Consider the following 19,828-nt stretch of genomic DNA (forward strand, 5'->3'; position numbering starts at 1 on the left):
ATGAAAGAAATTAGTATAAAGTTAAGTAGGGATAATTTTAATTTTAGATTTAAACAATATGAAGGAATGTACTTTCATTGTACTATAAATGAAGGCAATGAAGTTATACGATATAAAATAACTAAAGATAAAGGTGGAGTAGAGCTTAAAGAATTTGGAAATACACATATAAAAGAAAATAATATGCTATATATACCTCAAATAGAAGCATATATAGATTTGAAAAGTATAAAGTAATAAAAATAGATGTTCTAATTAAATTTAGACATCTATTTTTATTACTTTTATATAAGTTGAATTATAAATATATGTATTTGGCAAATTGTTTTATAATATAAAACTTAAAATATAATTTTATACATATTAAAGACAGAAATTGGAATATGGATGACATTGATTTAGCTTTTGAATTTAAATGTATATTATATGGATAAAGCTGGGATATATAACCCAGCTTTAATTTATTTAAAGACATGATATTCCAACTATACCTGGGCCTGAGTGAGAACAAACTACACATCCTATATTAACAAAGTATAAGTTATTTACTGAAGTTTCTTTTAGTAAAAGATCCTTCATTATATCTAAATCAATTTTATTATCACCGCAACCTATTATAATAGTTTTATCTTTTAAATCTTTTCCATACTTACTGAATATTAAATTTACTAAAGTAGAATATATTTGCTTTTTACCTCTTACTTGAGATTTTTGAGATACTAGACCATTTTTAACTTCTAGTATAGGTTTTATAGATAATAAATTTCCTAGTGTAGCTTTAGTCGATGAAATTCTTCCACCCATTTTTAAATATTCTAAATTATCAACTGAAAATACAACTTCTTCAGTTCCTTTTATATCTTCTAAATAATTTAAAATTTCTTTTAAAGATTTTCCATTTGCAACCATCTCACATGCCTTAATAACGAAAAGTGCACTTCCGATTGAAACATTTTGTGTGTCGAATATAGTTACATTATCATGACCATCATTTTTGGCAAGGACTGCACTTTGATAAGTTCCTGAAGCTGAAGATGAACCTGCTATATATAAAACTTCAGTATCTTCATTGGAATATTTCTCAAAAACTGATTTAAACTGAGCATATGTTGCTTGAGATGTTTTAGGCATAGAATTTGTTTCTCTAAGCATTTTATAAAAACTATCATTAGTTAAATTTTCACCGTCTAAATATTCCGTACCATTAAATAATACCGTTAAAGGAACTATATCAATATCATATTTATTTAGTATATTTATTGGTAAATCCGATATACTATCACAAATTATTTTTATCATAATATTACCTCCGTAAGTAAAAGCTTTAATAATATATTATCATGACAAAACTATTAAGTAAATAAAAAGTTTTGACATTCAAAATAAAAATACACTTAGGATTAAAATAGTGTGTTTTTTAAGTGTGTTTTTATACGAATAACAATATATAAGATGAAGAATAATATATTTGATTATAATTTTATCTAAAAGTAAATACTAAAAGATAATAAGGAGATATAAAAAATGAAAAATAATCATAAAAGTAAAAGACAAATAGAAGAAGAAAAAAGGTTAGAATATGGTATCCTTGGTGATGCATTTTTAGGAGATTTATTTAATATGTCAGAAGAGCTAGATAATACTTATCAAAATCTTATTATGCATTCAGAATCTGATGAAATAAAAAAAATAATAAAAGATATTAAGTATAGGAGATAAGAAATATGTCAAAAGTAGCAAAAGCGGCTATAGGACTTATGGCAGCAACATTAGTAGCAAAAATATTGGGATTTGGAAGAGAGCTAACACTAGCTTCAGCTTATGGGGCATCATCAACAAGTGATGCTTTTTTAGTTGCTATGAATATACCAGCAGTAATATTTACAGCAATAGGAACTTCTTTAGGTACTGCATTCATACCTTTGTTTTGTGAAGTTAATTCAAGTAAAGGAGATCGGGAATCTATTAAATATACAAATAATATATTTAATGTAGTAATAATAATTTGTATAGTGCTTACAACTATAGGAGTTATATTTACACCTCAAATAGTAAGGCTATTTGCATTAGGTTTTAAAGGAGAAACAATGAGACAGGCTGTATATTTTACTAGATCTATGATATTAGGTATTCCTTTCTTAGGTATTAGCTATATAATGATGGCTTACTTACAAGTAAAAGAAAATTTTATAATACCGGGTCTTATGCCTGTACCATATAACGCATGTATAATATTATCAATACTTATAAGTGTAAGAACAACACCATATATTTTACCATGGGGAGCTCTAATTGGGCTATTAGGTCAGTTTCTATTTCAGTTTCCATTTGCAATAAAAAAAGGATATAGATATGAAGCATATTTAAATTTTAAAGATGAATATTTAAAAAAGATGCTATGGCTAGTAGGTCCTGTACTTATTGGTGTAGCTGTGAATCAAATAAACACAATAGTCGATAGAACAATAGCCTCTACATTAGTTGAAGGTAGTATATCTGCTCTAAATTATGCAAATAAACTTAATCAATTTGTTATGGGAATGTTTATAGTATCTATTTCTTCTGTTGTGTATCCTATGCTATCAAAGTTATCTACTGAAAATAACAAATCTCAGTTTAATAAATCTATAGTAACTTCAGTCAATACAGTAATATTATTAGTAATTCCAATATCTGTAGGCGCGATTATACTTGCAACACCTATAGTTAAGTTACTATTTCAAAGAGGAGAATTTGATGCAAGAGCAACATATATGACTTCTGTAGCACTTGTATTTTACTCAATAGGAATGATAGGTTTCGGACTTAGGGATATTTTAGGGAAAGTATTCTATTCATTGCAAGATACTAGAACACCTATGATAAATGGAGCTATTGCTATGGGACTAAACATAACTTTAAATATTTTATTTGTTAAATTTACAAATATGCAACTTGCAGGTTTAGCCTTAGCTACAAGTACAGCTGCTTTATTTACTATAGTATTACTATTTATAAATTTAAGAATAAAAATAGGTTCTTTTGGAGGAAAATCTATATTAAATGTATTTATAAAATCAATAGTATCAGCATTACTAATGGCTATAATTACATTATTTACATATAGAAGTATAAATAATATGATAGGAACAGGTACTATACAAGATATAATAACTTTAGGTGTGTCAGTATTATGTGGAGCTATTGTATACGGAACATGTATAATTGTTTTTAAAGTAGATGAGATTAATTTGATAGTAAATAGTTTAAAAAATAAAATAAAAAAATAGGAGATTAAATCTCCTATTTTTTTATTTTATATAAATAGTTTATATATAAGTAACAAAATTAAAATTACTGAAGCAACTTTAAATATTACTCCAGAGATAAGCTTTATAACTTTAAATGCGATTCCAAAAATAACTATGAAAATGCATAATCTAAATAACAAGTTAATGTCTATAAGGTTTATATCCATAAAGTGTCCTCCAATTAAGAGATTAGAAAATGAAGTTACTAATCTTTATAAATATTATATATTAGTTAGTGATTAAAATTCAATACATATATATAATTGTAACTTTTATAAAAGTAAGATTATGTATGGTTAATATGTAAGAATTATTTTGAAAAATGTTACAAAAAATACTATTATTTAGTATAATTAAACAATAATAGTATTTAAGATTTAGGAGGACGTCTAAGTGGAGAGGGCTAAAAGACCTGTTAAAAAAGTTAATAATCATATAACTAAAAAAAGAGCTATAAATAGAGAAGAAATAATAAAAAAGAGAATAGAAATGTTATTATCTGTAGGTTTTATAGGGCTAATAGTAGGTATTGTAATCGGTATATTAATTCCAATTGGAGGGATAAAAAAAACGGAGTATAAACAATTAGAAAATCGTAATAATCAACTAAAAGTTAGTTTAGATAAAGCTAATAAAGATTTAGATTTATTAGAACAACAATTAGAAGAAGGTAAGGTGTTTATTAGTTTAGAAAAAGAACAAAAGCAGCAAGTTATTAATTACATAAATGCCTTAAATAATGAAGAAATAAGCTCAGATAAAACTATTACTACAACAGATTTATATAATAAAATTTATAAAGAGTATGCATATAGTTTAGGATATTTAAATATTGATGATTTTAATGTAGTAATAGATTCTTTTGGATACTCATATGATATAGTTGAAGAAAATAGTTCAAAGCAAATTACACTAAAAAATGAATATGAAGACGATAATGTTATATTAACATTTGATAAGAGTACAGATAATGAGGCACTAGTATTAAAATCAATTAGGTATAATAAAGATAATAAATATATAGAAGTAAATAATAGTTTAAATAATGAAATTCAATATATAATATATGATGGTAGTGTTTCTAATGTCAAAAATATAAAAGAACAAGCTGAATTTTTATTTTCTGAATAACATATAACAAAAGGTAATAATTTAGTGTAAAGGTTTAAAAGCTTTAATATAAATCTTTAAAAAGTATATAATAAATAAAGTGATAGCACTTTATTTATTATATTTAATTTTCTTATAAAAGGGATATTTTAAAATTAATATTTTAAAATATCCTTTATTTTATTAAGAATAATATATTTCTTTTTTATTACATAAAATAATTATGTATCTAAAAATATCTAGTATGATTTTATGTATATAATATTACAAAATTCTTACAAATTTGCAAATATGCCATAAATAATGGTATATATATTATATAATGAAAATATTAAATGATATATAAATAGGGAGTTAATTATGAAAAATACTAAGTTTTCCATAGGAAAAATAAAAGACATACCTAATGATCCAAAATTAGGTTACACTAAGGGAGCTTTTTATGAGAAGTTAGGAAAAATAGATAAAGCAATAGAAATATACAAAGATACAGCTGAATACGGTCATGTAAAGTCTCAATATACTTTAGGATGTATTTATAAAAATAGGAAACAATATCATGAAGCTGAAAAATGGTTGAAAATGTCCTATAAAAATGGATATGAGTATGCTGCTTTTGATTTAGGAAATATGTATTATAATATAGATGGTTACGAATATGCACTATATTGGTATGAGAAAGTGGCTCTTTTAGGTAACTTATTAGCACAAAATAATTTAGGTGTAGTGCACTTTTATTTAAATGATTATCAACGTAGTGAAAAATGGTTAAAAGAAGCAGCAGATAATAATTTAGGAAGTGCCTGTTTTAATTTAGGATTACTATATACAATTATGGATAGATTAAAAGAAGCTAAAGAATACTATAGAAAAGGATCAGTACTACAAGATAATAATTGTAAGTATAACTTAGCTATTTTAAATCAAAATGATGATATTAAAGAGTCAATAACATTATATAAGCAACTATATAAGGTTTCTTATACCAAAGGATGTATAAACTTAGGGTTAATTATGGAATCACAAGAAGAATATGATGAAGCTAAGAGATACTATAAAAAAGTTGCAGATAAAGGTGATGCTAAATCTCAGTACAGATTAGCAAATTTATATAATAAAGAAAATAACAGAGAAGATGCTATTGAGTATTACGAAAAATCAATAGAAGGAAATTATACTTTAGCTAAATTTATGCTAGCAAATTTATATAATAAAGAAAATGAAATAGATACATCTAAAATATATTATGAAATGGCTTCAAATGATAATTTAGTTGAAGCAAAAAATAATTTAGCAGGATTATATTTTGAAGAAGAAAATTATGATAAGGCTAAAAAATACTATGAAGAAGCTATTGCAGATGGATGTAAAGTATCTATTGAAAATATTGGAGATTTATATTATAAAATTAATGATATTGAAAGATCAATTTCATATTATTTAAGAAATGCAGATTCAATTTCGTGTCAAGTTAAATTAGGTGAAATTTATGAAGAAATAGATAGAGTAGAAGAAGCTATAATTTGGTATAAAAGGGCATCTGATAATGGTGATGTTTTTTCAAGTTATAAATTAGGGTGTATATATGAAAGTCAAGAAAACAAAGATAAAGCTAAAAAGTACTTTAATTTAGCTATTGAAAAGAATCACTTAAATTCAAGAATACATTTAGGAAAAATTTATTTTGAAGAGGAATCTTATGAAGATGCTAAAAAAATGTTTGAAGTAACTGCAAATGAAGATAATTCATACTCTCAGCATATGGTGGGTGTGATTTATCACAAATACTATAATGATTACACTAGTGCTAAATTTTGGTATGAAAAAGCTAGAAATAATGGATGTATAGAATCTTTATATAATCTAGGTCAATTAAGCTTTAAACTAAATTCATATAATGAAGCTGAAAAATATTACATTGAAGGTATGAAATTAGGCAATAAAAAGTGTGAGTATATGTTAGCAGGGTTGTATTATAAAAAAAGTTTAAATATGTATGAAAGTTTATCAAGTGAAGATTATTTAGATAGCATAGATATATGGAAAAAAACACCTAAAATAGAGTTAGATTTAGATGACTTAATAGTAGGACAATTTAATGAAGATAAGTTAATAATTGAGAAGGTAGAAGAGGAATATGTTCCTAATTATATTTTACAAATTAAAGAAGACTTATCTAATGAATATGAAGATATAAATAAAACAATGATAATAGAGAAATAAAAAAATGGCGCGAAAATAACTTTGCGCCATTTTTTGTTAAATTAAATTTTAAGCGTTTAATAATAAATAAATCATATACATAATGTATAAAAGAATTAATATAAAACTTTCTCCTTTGTTTATATCTCTTTTTTTAACTGCAAATAAGTAAGTAAGTATAGTTACAAATATCATAAATAAAGTATCTATAAATAGAGTAGGATCAATATACATTGGAGATATAAATGCAGAAGCACCAAGTACAAATAATATATTAAACATATTTGATCCTATTACATTACCTAAAGCAATAGAAGATTCACCTTTTATTGCAGCTATAATAGACGTAACAAATTCAGGTAAAGATGTACCAATAGAAACGATAGTAAGGCCTATTAACTGGTCGCTAACACCAAAACTAGATGCAATTTGAGATGCAGAGGATACAACCATTTTTCCTCCAAGTATAATAAGTATGATACCGATTATTGAAATAACTATATTTTTTAATAATGATTCATTTTCTGTTCTTATTAAAGTACCATCGCTTGAATCTATACAATGTTCTGATGAAATAGAAAGTTGAGACATAGAATCTTGATTCATTGATTGTAAAGCTACCTTAAGTAAAGAATACATAAATATTATAAAGAACATAAGTAAGACAATTCCATCACCACGGCTTAAAATATTACTAGAAGTATCTTGTAAAGGTATATCACACGCAAGTACGAATAAAAGTATAGATGCTAATATTAAAAATGGAAATTCTTTAGATATAATAGCTTTATCTACATATAAAGTCTTTATAAATCCAGAAATACCTACAACCATTAAAAGATTAAAAATATTAGAACCGACTATATTACCAATAGCCATACCATTTTGATTATTTAAAGCAGCTGTAATACTTACTGCAGCTTCAGGAGCACTGGTTCCAAATGCAACTATAGTAAGACCAATTATTAATGATGGAATTCTAAGTATTTTAGCTATGCTAGATGAGCTTTCAACAAAAACATCAGCACCCTTTACTAATAATATAAATCCGATTATGAGTAAAACATAATTCATAAATAAACCTCCTAAAAATTTAAGTATAATAATAAAAAAAGACCTTCAAAACAAATTAGTGCATTTGTTTTGAAGGTCTTGCTATCAAGTTTAATATACTTGTTAATCAACCGAGTGTAAAACACTGAAATGACGATTGATTACCACAAAGTGTAAGCTACTCCCCTTCAGGAAATATTTTATTATATAAACATTATATGCTAGAATTTTAATTATTGCAATAAAAGTTAAAAATAAATTTATAATAGCTTTTTTCTAGACATGAAGAATGTAATTATTAAACAAATAATACATGTTATAAGCATGGTAATCCAAAAACCATTTGGATCATTTTCAAATGGAATTCCAGGCACATTCATTCCAAAGAATCCAGAGACAATAGTAGGAATAGCCATTATAAGTGTAACAACAGTTAAGAACTGCATAACTGTATTTTGATTATTACTTATTATAGCACTAAATGCATCCATAATTCTACTTAATATATCACCGTAAATAGTTGCCATCTCAAGGGCCTGTCTATTTTCAACAATAACATCTTCTAAAAGGTCCTCATCGTCTTCATAACGCTTAATACTTGGAGTTCTAACCAATTTATTAAGTACAAGTTCTATGGCTTTTAAAGATGTAGAAAAGTATACTAATGACTTTTCTAATTCAAGCAATTGGAAAAGCTCTTTATTTTGCATAGAATTGTATATTTCACTTTCAATTATACTAGTCATTTTATTAATTCTTCTTAAGTATAATAAGTAGTAAGTTGCATTTTTATATAGTATTTGAAGAAGAAAACGAGTTTTCATATAAGTATAAAAATCTTTTATATGCCCAACTATAAAGTCGTTTAAAATTCTAGTTTGAGCGGTACAAACTGTTAAAATAGTATTATCCAACATTATTATACCTAATGGTATAGTTGTATAATGAGATGATGAAGCATCACTCTCATCTATTGGTATATCTATAAGAATAAGAGTATGATTATCTTCAACCTCTATTCTTGAACGTTCTTCTTCGTCAAGAGCCGCATTTATACTATCAACATCTAAATTTAGTAGTTCAGCAATTTCATGAATTTCACTTTGATTAGGTTCAATAAGATTTATCCAACATCCATCTTCAAAGGAAGTTAATTTTTCTAGTTTAGAGTTAATAGTTTTGTAGTATCTTATCATGGCAACACATCCTTTATTCAGTTTTACATAAATCTCGTCATTTAATATTATGTATTAAATGACTAATTAATATAAAATAAAGGATGAATTAGTATTTATCTACATAATATTGAATGATGAATTAATACAGCCCGCCAGGGACTATGGTCCATTTTTCATCACTCTCCGTTTAATATTTAATTTGAAATAATAAATATTCCTTAATCTAATTTAGCATTTTTAGAGAATAGTTTCAATATATTTTTTATAAAAGCATATTCCAAGCTTAGAAATAATATTTTAAAGTTAAAAACAAATAAAAAAGATTAGGTGTAATATATAAGTACGGGTTATTTATATATTACACCTAATCTTTTAGATATTATATTACATTAACAATGGTTCCATTAGTATCACATTTTAATTTTTTTAATATCCATCTATTATCAAGTGACTCTAAGAATGATTTCATTTCACCGATAAAGTTAATATCATCATCTTTTATAATAGACATTATTGTTGGTCCAGCACCGCTTAAAAATACTCCTATGCAGTTTAAATCATAAGACATATTGACTATATCATAATAATTTTCTATTAATTTACCCCTATAATCTTGATGGATTTTATCCTTACACGCTATTTTTATTAAGTCAAAGTTTTTATTGAGTAAAGCTGAAACTAGTAAAGTTGAGTGAGATATATTAAAAACACAATCTTTATGATAAATAGTATTGGGTAATATACTTCTTGCTAAACTAGTGGATAGTTCGAAATCGGGAATTATACAACAAAAACTAAGCTCATTAGGAATTTTAATAGTGTCATAGTATATATTACCATCATCAATAAGAGATACTACCATATTTCCAAGTAGGGCAGGAGCAATATTATCAGGATGACCTTCTATCTCACTTGCTATTTTTAATAATTCATATTTATTTAAGTTAGAATCGGATAAAATATTAGCAGCTACAACACCCGCTACTATACAAGTAGCGCTACTACCTAATCCACGACTTAATGGTATATTAGATTCTATTTTTATTTTAATTCCAGTGAGTATTTTAGGTGGATTTATTTTATTATAGAAATATTTCATTGAGGTATAAATTAAATTATTTTCATTTCTATATTTGTCATCACATCCATCTATATAAATTCCTTTATCTATTTCACTTATGTAAAACTTATTATATACATTTAATGCTAATCCTAATGTATCAAATCCTGGACCAATATTTGCAGTTGTAGCAGGAACTTTTATTTCTAACATTATTATCACCTAAATTTCTAAGAAGTTTTGTATTGCAAGTTTAAGTTCATTTTTATCATATATATTATCATGAATAATTTTTTTATCCCTTAAGTCTGCAATAGGCTTAGGAACATCTATTTTTCCTAATATAGATAATTTATCAATTACATCAAAATCTTGTAAATTATTATTATTAATGGAATTAAGAACATCTTTAGCAAATTTAAATGGACTAGCAGTACTTAAAATAATATTCTTATACTTATTACTATTATTTGATTTAAATTTATTCAAAGAACAGTAAGCAACAGACGTATGTGTATCTATAAGATAATTATATTTATTAAATACATGATTTATAGTTTCACTAACTTCTTCATCAGTACAATAATATCCACAAAAATCATTCAAGTTTTGTCTCATCAGATTTGAGATTTTATAATAACCTGTTTCACTGAAACTTTTAAAAAGTGCGCTTATTAATCGAGAATCTCTATTACAAGATTCAAATAATAGACGCTCTAAATTACTTGAAACTAGTATATCCATAGATGGTGATGTTGTTAATTTTAATTCTTTGTTCTTATTGTATTCTCCTGTTCTAAAAAAGTCATAAAGAACATTATTTTCATTAGAGGCGCATATGAGTTTATTTACAGGTAGCCCCATTTCTTTAGCATAATAACCAGCTAATATATCTCCAAAATTTCCTGTTGGAACCACAAAATTTACTTTATCAAATAGTTTAATTTTCTTAGTATTTACAAGTTTAAAATATGAATAGAAATAGTAGACAACTTGTGGTAATAATCGTCCTATGTTAATTGAATTAGCTGATGACAGTATGAAACCATTTTTATTTAAAATTTTATTGAAATCATCATTAGAAAATATTTTTTTTACAGCAGATTGAGCATCATCAAAATTACCATTTATGCCAGCAACGAATACATTTTTTCCTTCTTGAGTTTTCATTTGAAGTTTTTGTATAGGACTAACACCATTTTCTGGGAAAAAGACTATTATTTTAACATTATCTATGTCTTTAAAACCTTCTAAAGCTGCTTTACCAGTATCACCAGATGTAGCAGTAAGTACTAGTATTTCTTTATCTAAGTTATTTTTATTTATAGATGTTTTAAGTAAATGGGGCATAAGTGTAAGTGCTATATCTTTAAATGCTAGTGTTGGTCCATGAAATAATTCTAATATATAATCATTACCAATTTGTTTTATTGGTGTTATCTCACTAGTGTCGAAATTATTTTTGTATGCAGAATTTATACAATTACTTAGCTCTTCATCTGTAAAATCAGTTAAAAAGTTTTTTAATATAAAAAATGCAAGTTCACAATATGTTAATGTACTTAAGTTTTTTAATTCTTCTCTTAAATCAGGAAATTTAGACGGTACATATAGTCCACCATCATCACTTAAACCTTTTATAATTGCTTGAGAAGCGCTTAGTGTTTCTGTATTACTTCTAGTACTTATATAATTCATTATATTCCCCCTGTTAAATTTATAATAAAAAACTCTCCTGTAAAGTAGGAGGAGAGTTATATATTTAAATGGTGTTTGTTATAAATTCGGATTATTTTAAAAGTTTAAAAGAAATAGGAAGGTATGTCAATAAAGTTAAAAATAAAAATAAAATTATATATTATAAAAAAATTATAAGTACTATAAATAATAAAAAAACATAATTAAAACTTTCATGAAATGGCAAAATAAACTATAATAAATATATAATTCAATATAGTTTATAATTATTTTAATTTTTAGTTATTTAAATAAATCGATTATTCTAATTAAATTCACAATTAATTCATATAAAATGGATATAATAATACTAAAAGGAGGAAGGAAAGATGATATTACTTATAAGTGCGGTTTTAGTAGTAATAATGTATGGACTTACATTATTATCGTATGTATCAGAAAATAATTTACTTGATGATATTAATTAATATTACTACAATGGTGACTATGTCAACTAAAGTATTAAATATGAAATTATATAAATATATTTAAACGATGTTCTTATAAAAGTTCATCGTTTTTTAGTATATAAAAAAGTAGCAATATGAAATATTGCTACTTTTAGATTATTTACCTTGTCTTGATTTGTTGTATCTTAATCTGTCATGCTCATTTAAGAATCTTTTTCTTAATCTTATTGCATCAGGAGTTATTTCAACTAATTCATCATCTTCTATAAATTCTAAAGCTTCTTCAAGAGTAAATACTCTAGCTGGTTGTAATTTTATTGCATCATCAGTACCAGAAGCACGAACGTTTGTTAACTTCTTGTTTTTACATGGATTAACAACCATATCATCTTTTCTAGAGTTCATACCGATTATCATACCTTCGTAAACATCCACACCTGGATCTACGAACATTTGAGCTCTTTCACTTAAAGCATTAAGAGCATATCCCATAGTTGTACCAGGTCCTTGAGCTATTAAAACTCCATTACTTCTACCTGGTATTTCACCTTTATATTCTTCGAATCTTTCGAATGAACGAACTAAAGTACCTTCACCACGAGTATCATTTATAAATTCACTTCTATAACCTAATAATCCACGAGTAGGAGCTATGAATTCTATTTTAACATAATCTCCCTCTATAGACATAGACTCCATAAGACCTTTTCTAAGATTTAATTTGTTTATAACAGTTCCTGAGTAAACTTCTGGACAGTTAACTATAACTCTTTCCATTGGTTCCATTAAAACGCCATCTTCTTTATGCATTAAAACTTCTGGTTTAGAAACACCTATTTCATAACCTTCACGTCTCATGTTTTCTAGGAGTATAGATAAATGAAGTTCTCCACGTCCAGATACTCTGTATCCGTCAGTAGTGTCCATTGGCTCAACTTTAAGACCAACGTTAACTTCTAATTCTTTGTCTAATCTATCTTTTATATGTCTAGTAGTAACGAATTTACCACTCTTACCACAGAATGGAGAATCATTTACTAAGAAGTTCATTGATAGAGTAGGTTCTTCTATGTGTATCATTTCCATTGGTAATGGATTATCTATATTACATATAGTTTCACCTATTGATATATCTGATATACCTGCAACAACAACTATATCACCAGAATATGCTTCAGTTTTTTCAACTTGGTTTAGTCCTTCATAAGCTGTAAGTTTAGCTATTCTACCTCTAGAAACACTGCCGTCAGCTTTACATATCGAAACTTGTTCACCATTTCTTACAGTTCCTTTATAAACTCTACCTATTCCAAGTCTACCTACATAATCATCATATGCAAGTGCTGAAACTTGTAATTGTAAAGGTTCATTATCAAAGTCAGGGTAAGCTTCAACGTGTTCTATTACTGTTTCGAATAAAGGAGAAAGGTCAGTACTTTCATCTTCTAATTCTCTTTTAGCTATACCTTGCTTAGCTATACCGTATATTATAGGGAACTCACATTGTTCATCAGTTGCATTTAAGTCAACGAATAAATCGAATACTTCATTTACAACTTCTTCTGCTCTTTGATCTTGCTTATCTATTTTGTTTATGAAAAGTATTGGTCTAAGACCAGCTTCTAATGATTTTTGTAGAACGAATCTAGTTTGAGGCATTGGACCTTCACTAGCATCTACTAATAATATAACAGTATCAACAGTTTTTATAACACGTTCAACTTCAGACGAGAAGTCACTATGTCCTGGTGTATCTACTATATTTATTTTGTAATCTTTGTAGTTTATAGAACAGTTTTTAGAATATATTGTTATACCTCTTTCTGCTTCAAGGTCATTACTATCCATTACACAATCTTTTACTACTTCGTTATCTCTAAATGTTCCAGATTGATGTAAGAAAGCATCAACTAATGTTGATTTTCCAGCATCAACATGGGCTATAACCGCGATGTTAACTATTTTATGTTTTATTGACATATTATGTTCCTTCCTTTCATGTGAAAATAACTTTCTTAGTATAACATAGACTTTTTAAAATGTAAATTAAAAATAAGAAGGATATTATTTATAAATGTAAATAATTAAATTACTAAAATATAATTATTTACATTTATAAATAAATTTATACAAATTAGTAACAAGAATTTAAAATAATATATTTAAAATGGGGAGTACAAAAAATATATAATAATAGATATATCAATATATGTTATATATAAAATAATAATAAACTATATATAATGAAGGAAAAAGTTTACCTTATATGCTAAAAGCTAAGGGATTTATTGTAAACAGAGGACTTCAATAAAATTATGAGAGGTGTAGAATATTTATCTTAGTATTAAAATTTTACATTTTTATAATATGGTTAGTGATATAATAATATTAAGTAAGGAAAATGTTATCAAAGGGGGTATAAATATGAAAAAAATAATAAACAATCCAAGTAATGTAGTAGCTGATATGATAGAAGGGTTAGTATTAGCACATCCTGATTACGTAAGAAAAAGTGAAAATGGAAATATATTAATAAGAAAGGATGCACCGATTAAAGGAAAAGTTGGACTAGTAAGTGGTGGTGGAAGTGGACATGAGCCATCTCATGCAGGGTATATAGGTTATGGAATGCTTGATGCTGCTGTTTGCGGTGAAGTATTTACATCTCCAACACCAGACCAAGTATATGAAGCTATAAAAGAAGTGAATGGAGGTAATGGTGTATTATTAATAATTAAAAATTATACTGGTGATGTAATGAACTTTGAAATGGCTAAAGAAATGGCCGAAATGGATGGAATAAATGTTGATTTTGTTGTAGTAAATGATGATGTTGCAGTTGAAGATAGCTTATATACAGCAGGAAGAAGAGGGATAGCAGGTACTGTATTTGTACATAAAATAGCCGGAGCAAAGGCTAGCAAAGGTGCTTCACTTGAATCAGTTAAAGAGGTTGCTAATAAAGTAATATCTAATGTAAGAAGTATGGGAATGGCTTTAAGTCCTTGTATAGTTCCAGCAGCAGGAAAGCCAAACTTTACACTAGAGAATGATGAAATAGAAATTGGAATGGGGATACATGGAGAACCAGGAACTCATAAAGAAAAAATATCTACAGCAAGTGATATAACTACTCATTTAGTAAATAAAATATTAGATGATATTGATATAAAAGAAAATGAAGAAGTAGCAGTAATGGTAAATGGTTTAGGATCAACTCCTCTTATGGAGCTTTATATAGCTAATAAAACTGTTAATGAAATATTAACTTCAAAGAGAATAAAAATACATAAAACATTTGTAGGTGAATATATGACTTCTCTTGAAATGGCTGGATACTCAGTTAGTATATTAAAACTTGATTCAGAATTAAAAGAACTCTTAGATGCTAAATCTGATACTTTAGGATTAAAGATATTTTAGTATTTAGTTTGGGAGGAAAAAATGAGTATAAAAGGGTATGAAGTAATCAGTATAATAAATAAAATAGCAGATGTAATAAATGAAAATAAGATATATTTAACTGAGTTAGATGCAGCTATTGGAGATGGAGATCATGGATTAAACATGAGTAAAGGTTTTGAAGCTGTAAAAGAAAAGTTAAAAGACGATAATGGAGATGATTTAGGAAATACTTTTAAAAAAGTGGGCATGACTCTTGTATCTACGGTAGGAGGAGCATCAGGACCATTATATGGAACTGCATTTATGAAAGGTGCTAGTGTATTAAATGGAAAAAGTGAAATTGACTTAGACGATTATATACAAGTTTTAAAAGCATCTCTTGATGGTATAAAAATGAGAGGAAAGGCTGAACTAGGAGAAAAAACTATGATAGATTGTCTAGAACCATATCTGAATGAATTAATAAAAGTAAAAAGTAGTGGATTAGATGTTGTTGAATGTTTAAATAAAGCTAAAGAAGCTGCATTTAAAGGATTAGAAAAAACAAAAGAAATAAAAGCTACAAAAGGAAGAGCTAGTTACTTAGGCGATAGAAGTATAGGACATCAAGATGCAGGAGCTACATCTACATATTTAATGTTAAAAACTGTTTATACATATATTAAAGGAGAATAATTATGGTTTCTATAGTATTAGTATCTCATAGTAACAAACTTGTGGAAGGTTTAAAAGAACTTATAAGTCAAATGGCAGGAGATGTGAAAATTTCTGTTGCAGGGGGAACTGAGGATGGAAGAATTGGTACAGACCCTATTAAAATAATGAATTCAATTGAAGAAGTATATAGTGAAGATGGTGTACTATTATTCTTTGATATAGGAAGTGCATTGATGAATGCAGAAGTGGCTTTGGATATGTTAGATGAATCTGTAAGTAAAAATGTAGAAATATGCAAGGTTAGCTTAGTAGAAGGAGCATTTGTAGCAGCAATTGATTCTTGTATAGGTAGGAATAAAGAAGAAATAATAGAAAATATAAAAAAGCTAGAAATAGAAAAATAAATAAAAATTTGTGTTTAATACAAAAATAATAGGGGTATAACTTTAAAAAGATATTTATAGGAGGTATTAAAATGATAAATATAGTTAGAGTATGCCCATATTGTTCAAATGTGGATTTAGATAAATTAGCAGAAACAATAGGTGAAGAAAAAGTACAAAGAGGTTGTATAGGTGCTTGTAGAAGCTATAAAACTGAAGCTGTTGTAAAAGTAGATGGAAACCTTACAATAAAGCAATCTCAAGAAGAATTATTTGAAGAATTATCAAAATAATTAAATATGTCAGTAAGTAAAAGTATTTCAATATAGTAAAAGCACAAAAAGTATATACCTTTGTTAAGGTATATACTTTTTTATTCTAAATAAGATAATTTATATATTAAAAATCTTTCGTTGTTATCTTTTTTATATAAATCATCTAAAATAATCTCATTCTTTATTATAAATGGAGTATTATTTTCTAAATAATAAATATAATCATCTGATGGATAGTATAGAATTATTTCAACAGGTCTCATATTTTTCTCTAAAGAATCTAGTATATTATCTATTACTTTTATAAAAATTTGAATAGAGAATGGATTAAAGAAATAAAATTTATTGTCATTTAGACCTATACTATAATTTTGAGCAAAAGCATTTACAAATTCTATTTTATCTTCGTATTTCTTATTTTTATTTAAATAATTAGATTTATTTTTTATGCAAGCCCTATAAAAATCTTTATTCATTTCAACTCCGTAACAATTAGCTTTGAAAAAATAGTTTATATAAAATATAAGTCTGCCCTTACCACATCCAAAATCAACTACATAGTCATTTTCATTAACCTTATAAGTTTTAAATAGTGTATTTAATGCAGAATAAGATGTTGCTTGATAAGGATGATAATGAGTAAATTTATCTGTCCAATGTTCTTCTCCAAATGTATTTATATTGAATAAATTTTCATAATCTATATCTTTCATGTATTATTCCTTCCATATATCTGTATTAATTTTAATTTTCTCATTTATATATTTTAAATCTTGTTATAGAAAGTAACAAGGCGAAATTTGTATTTAAAAACTTAGAAAATAGTCTGTAAGAATTTGAATAATATGATACCATATATAAATATAAGGAATTTGTGTTTTGAATACTGAATATATAAAGGAGGAAGGGGTATGAAAAAAGAGTATTTTAAAGAGTATAGTAAATATCTTAATAGGCATATGGAATTTAGTGTATATGGTCATTCTGGTCAACCTTTTTTAGTTTTTCCAGCACAAAATGGTAGATATTTTGATTTTGAAGGCTTTAAAATGATGGATAATGTAATGGACTTAATAGACAATGGGATAATACAACTATTTTGCTGTGATAGTATAGATGGGGAAACTTGGTCAGCAGAGGGTAAAGAATGCTATAAACGAATACAGCTACATGAACAATGGTTTAATTACATTGTAGAGGAGTTAGTTCCAAGAATATTCGAAATAAACTACTATGAAAACGGAAATAATTATACTGATGGAATAATAACAACTGGTTGTTCTATGGGTGGAACACATGCGGCTAATTTTATGTTTAGAAGACCAGATATTTTCAAAGGAATGATAGCGTTAAGTGGATATTATGATTCTGATATATTTTTTGGAAACTATTGTGATGACTTGGTTTATAAAAATGCACCAATTAAGTATATACAAGGAATGAGCTATGATCATCCTTATGTAGATATGTATAGAAAAAATAAAATAATACTTTGCTGTGGTCAAGGTGCCTGGGAAGATGAGATGCTTAGAAGTATATATAAAATAAAAGAGCTGTTTGAATATAAAGACATACCTGCCATTGTAGATGTGTGGGGACATGATGTTAACCATGATTGGGATTGGTGGAGAAAACAATTTTCATATTTTGTAAGAAAAATAGTTTAGGGGGGAACTAGTTATGAACGTTATATTTATATCTCCTAATTTTCCGTTATACTTTTACAATTTTTGTAATAGGTTAAAGGAAAGAGGAGTAAATGTATTAGGCATAGGAGATACAAGCTATAATGATTTATCTATGGATACTATAAATTCTTTAACTGAGTACTATAAAGTAAATAGTTTAGAAAATTTTGATGAAGTAAGTGAAGCTTGTTTGTTTTTTATAAATAAATATGGAAAAATAGATTGGATTGAGTCTCAAAATGAATACTGGCTAGAAACGGAGGCTGCTCTTAGAAGTAAGTTTGATGTAAGTACTGGAACAAAAATTGAATATATGGCTCCAATGAAATATAAATCAAAAATGAAAGAAGTCTATAAGTCTTGTGGTATACCAGTAGCTAGATATGAATTTATTACAGATTATAATAGTGCTATTAACTTTACTAATATAGTAGGTTACCCTGTCGTTGTTAAGCCAGATAACGGAGTAGGAGCATCTAATACATATAAATTGAGAAATGATGAAGAATTAGGATTTTTCTTTGAAACTAAAAATAATAATATAACCTATATTATTGAAGAATTTATAAATGGACATGTAGAAACATTTGATGGTATTACAGACTCAAATAAGAATATTTTAATTGCATCAAGCCATGTAATGTTAAGTTCTATCATGGACGCAGTGAATGAAGATAGTGAATCTGCATTCTACTCTCAAGATTTAAATGGTATGGATATAGAATGGATTGGTGATAAAGTAGTAAAAGCATTTGATACAAGAAGTAGATTTTTTCATTTTGAATTTTTTAGATTAGACGAAGATAAAGAGGGTCTAGGGAAAAAAGGAGATATAGTAGGATTAGAAGTTAATATGAGAGCACCAGGGGCATATATTCCTGATATGATAAATATGGCTTATGATGTAGATACATATAGTATATGGGCAGATATGTTAATATACGATAAAATATTTACTGATGTTAAAAGAAAATGTTTAGTAGGATATGCAAGCAGAAGAAATGGAGTCAATTATAAATACAAGAATGATGATATTAAACATAAATATAAAGAAGAAATTACATATGATGTAGAAGTACCAGAAGTTTTATCAGCAGCTATGGGAAATCATGTATTTTTATTTAAAGCAAAGTCTAAGGAAGGAATAATGGATATTACTAAATTTATATTAGAGCATAAGTAAAAATATCTATAAAATTTAACAATATATTTAAACTAAATTTAATAAATATGAATATAAAATATTAAAAATAACTTACTTAACACTGTTTTAACAAATAGTTAACATTATATTAACTTGAATTTGAATAACTTAACATTGTCTTAACAACAAAAACTTTATTTCTTGTTAAAATAAAAAAGTACTAAATATTGAAATAC

The 19,828-nt window shown here is 26.3% G+C and carries 18 protein-coding genes; 11 read left to right on the forward strand and 7 right to left on the reverse strand.

Annotated elements, in window-relative coordinates:
* Positions 1-9: 9 nt before the first annotated feature.
* Positions 10-237, forward strand: coding sequence for a hypothetical protein (locus I2A66_RS13015; protein ID WP_147516178.1), 228 nt, complete (start codon positions 10-12; stop codon positions 235-237).
* Positions 238-465: 228 nt separating this feature from the next.
* Here I2A66_RS13015 and I2A66_RS13020 read toward each other — a convergent pair whose 3' ends face one another.
* A complete protein-coding gene (locus I2A66_RS13020) occupies positions 466-1,299 on the reverse strand; it encodes a DegV family protein (RefSeq protein WP_122640391.1) in 834 nt (277 codons plus the stop codon).
* Positions 1,300-1,524: 225 nt separating this feature from the next.
* Between I2A66_RS13020 and I2A66_RS13025 the strand changes: the two genes are divergently transcribed.
* From I2A66_RS13025 to I2A66_RS13040, 4 genes are all read left to right on the forward strand, one after another.
* Positions 1,525-1,719, forward strand: a complete 195-nt coding sequence (locus I2A66_RS13025) for a hypothetical protein (RefSeq protein WP_122640390.1) — start codon at positions 1,525-1,527, stop codon at positions 1,717-1,719.
* 5 nt (positions 1,720-1,724) lie between these two features.
* Positions 1,725-3,269: a murein biosynthesis integral membrane protein MurJ gene (murJ, locus tag I2A66_RS13030; RefSeq protein ID WP_147515985.1), complete on the forward strand. Its 1,545-nt coding sequence runs from the start codon at positions 1,725-1,727 to the stop codon at positions 3,267-3,269.
* Between the two features lie 414 nt (positions 3,270-3,683).
* Positions 3,684-4,421: a hypothetical protein gene (locus tag I2A66_RS13035; RefSeq protein ID WP_122640388.1), complete on the forward strand. Its 738-nt coding sequence runs from the start codon at positions 3,684-3,686 to the stop codon at positions 4,419-4,421.
* Between the two features lie 339 nt (positions 4,422-4,760).
* Positions 4,761-6,623, forward strand: coding sequence for a tetratricopeptide repeat protein (locus tag I2A66_RS13040; RefSeq protein WP_195251800.1), 1,863 nt, complete (start codon positions 4,761-4,763; stop codon positions 6,621-6,623).
* A gap of 48 nt (positions 6,624-6,671) precedes the next feature.
* Here I2A66_RS13040 and I2A66_RS13045 read toward each other — a convergent pair whose 3' ends face one another.
* The 5 genes from I2A66_RS13045 to typA all read right to left on the reverse strand — a co-directional run bounded on the left by I2A66_RS13045 (position 6,672) and on the right by typA (position 14,020).
* Positions 6,672-7,676, reverse strand: coding sequence for a calcium/sodium antiporter (locus tag I2A66_RS13045; RefSeq protein ID WP_122640386.1), 1,005 nt, complete (start codon positions 7,674-7,676; stop codon positions 6,672-6,674).
* A 239-nt stretch (positions 7,677-7,915) separates the two neighbouring features.
* A complete protein-coding gene (locus I2A66_RS13050; protein ID WP_122640385.1) occupies positions 7,916-8,851 on the reverse strand; it encodes a magnesium transporter CorA family protein in 936 nt (311 codons plus the stop codon).
* A gap of 361 nt (positions 8,852-9,212) precedes the next feature.
* Positions 9,213-10,106 (reverse strand): homoserine kinase, encoded by an 894-nt coding sequence (gene thrB / locus I2A66_RS13055; protein ID WP_147515988.1) that lies wholly within the window; start codon positions 10,104-10,106, stop codon positions 9,213-9,215.
* Positions 10,107-10,115: 9 nt separating this feature from the next.
* Positions 10,116-11,591, reverse strand: coding sequence for a threonine synthase (gene thrC, locus I2A66_RS13060; protein ID WP_195251801.1), 1,476 nt, complete (start codon positions 11,589-11,591; stop codon positions 10,116-10,118).
* Between the two features lie 605 nt (positions 11,592-12,196).
* Positions 12,197-14,020: a translational GTPase TypA gene (gene typA, locus I2A66_RS13065; RefSeq protein ID WP_122640382.1), complete on the reverse strand. Its 1,824-nt coding sequence runs from the start codon at positions 14,018-14,020 to the stop codon at positions 12,197-12,199.
* 444 nt (positions 14,021-14,464) lie between these two features.
* On the opposite strand from typA, the gene dhaK reads away from it, so the two are divergent.
* The 4 genes from dhaK to I2A66_RS13085 all read left to right on the forward strand — a co-directional run bounded on the left by dhaK (position 14,465) and on the right by I2A66_RS13085 (position 16,778).
* Positions 14,465-15,463: a dihydroxyacetone kinase subunit DhaK gene (dhaK, locus tag I2A66_RS13070; RefSeq protein ID WP_195251802.1), complete on the forward strand. Its 999-nt coding sequence runs from the start codon at positions 14,465-14,467 to the stop codon at positions 15,461-15,463.
* Positions 15,464-15,484: 21 nt separating this feature from the next.
* Positions 15,485-16,120 (forward strand): dihydroxyacetone kinase subunit DhaL, encoded by a 636-nt coding sequence (dhaL, locus tag I2A66_RS13075; protein ID WP_147515991.1) that lies wholly within the window; start codon positions 15,485-15,487, stop codon positions 16,118-16,120.
* Positions 16,121-16,122: 2 nt separating this feature from the next.
* Entirely contained in the window at positions 16,123-16,506 is a 384-nt protein-coding gene (dhaM, locus tag I2A66_RS13080; RefSeq protein WP_122640379.1) for a dihydroxyacetone kinase phosphoryl donor subunit DhaM, read from the forward strand.
* Positions 16,507-16,577: 71 nt separating this feature from the next.
* A complete protein-coding gene (locus tag I2A66_RS13085) occupies positions 16,578-16,778 on the forward strand; it encodes a DUF1450 domain-containing protein (protein ID WP_207734774.1) in 201 nt (66 codons plus the stop codon).
* Between the two features lie 80 nt (positions 16,779-16,858).
* On the opposite strand, the gene I2A66_RS13090 is transcribed toward I2A66_RS13085, so the two are convergent.
* Positions 16,859-17,473 carry a methyltransferase gene (locus I2A66_RS13090; protein WP_147515992.1) on the reverse strand — a complete coding sequence of 205 codons (615 nt, stop codon included), beginning with the start codon at positions 17,471-17,473 and terminating at the stop codon, positions 16,859-16,861.
* A gap of 198 nt (positions 17,474-17,671) precedes the next feature.
* Here I2A66_RS13090 and I2A66_RS13095 point away from each other — a divergent pair, with 198 nt between their 5' ends.
* Complete coding sequence (locus tag I2A66_RS13095) at positions 17,672-18,427, forward strand: esterase family protein (protein ID WP_147515993.1); 756 nt, start codon at positions 17,672-17,674, stop codon at positions 18,425-18,427.
* Between the two features lie 13 nt (positions 18,428-18,440).
* Complete coding sequence (locus I2A66_RS13100) at positions 18,441-19,631, forward strand: ATP-grasp domain-containing protein (RefSeq protein ID WP_195251803.1); 1,191 nt, start codon at positions 18,441-18,443, stop codon at positions 19,629-19,631.
* Positions 19,632-19,828 lie beyond the last annotated feature (197 nt).

The organism is Romboutsia sp. 1001713B170207_170306_H8, from assembly GCF_015550495.1.
In the GTDB taxonomy this organism is placed as follows: domain Bacteria; phylum Bacillota; class Clostridia; order Peptostreptococcales; family Peptostreptococcaceae; genus Romboutsia_E.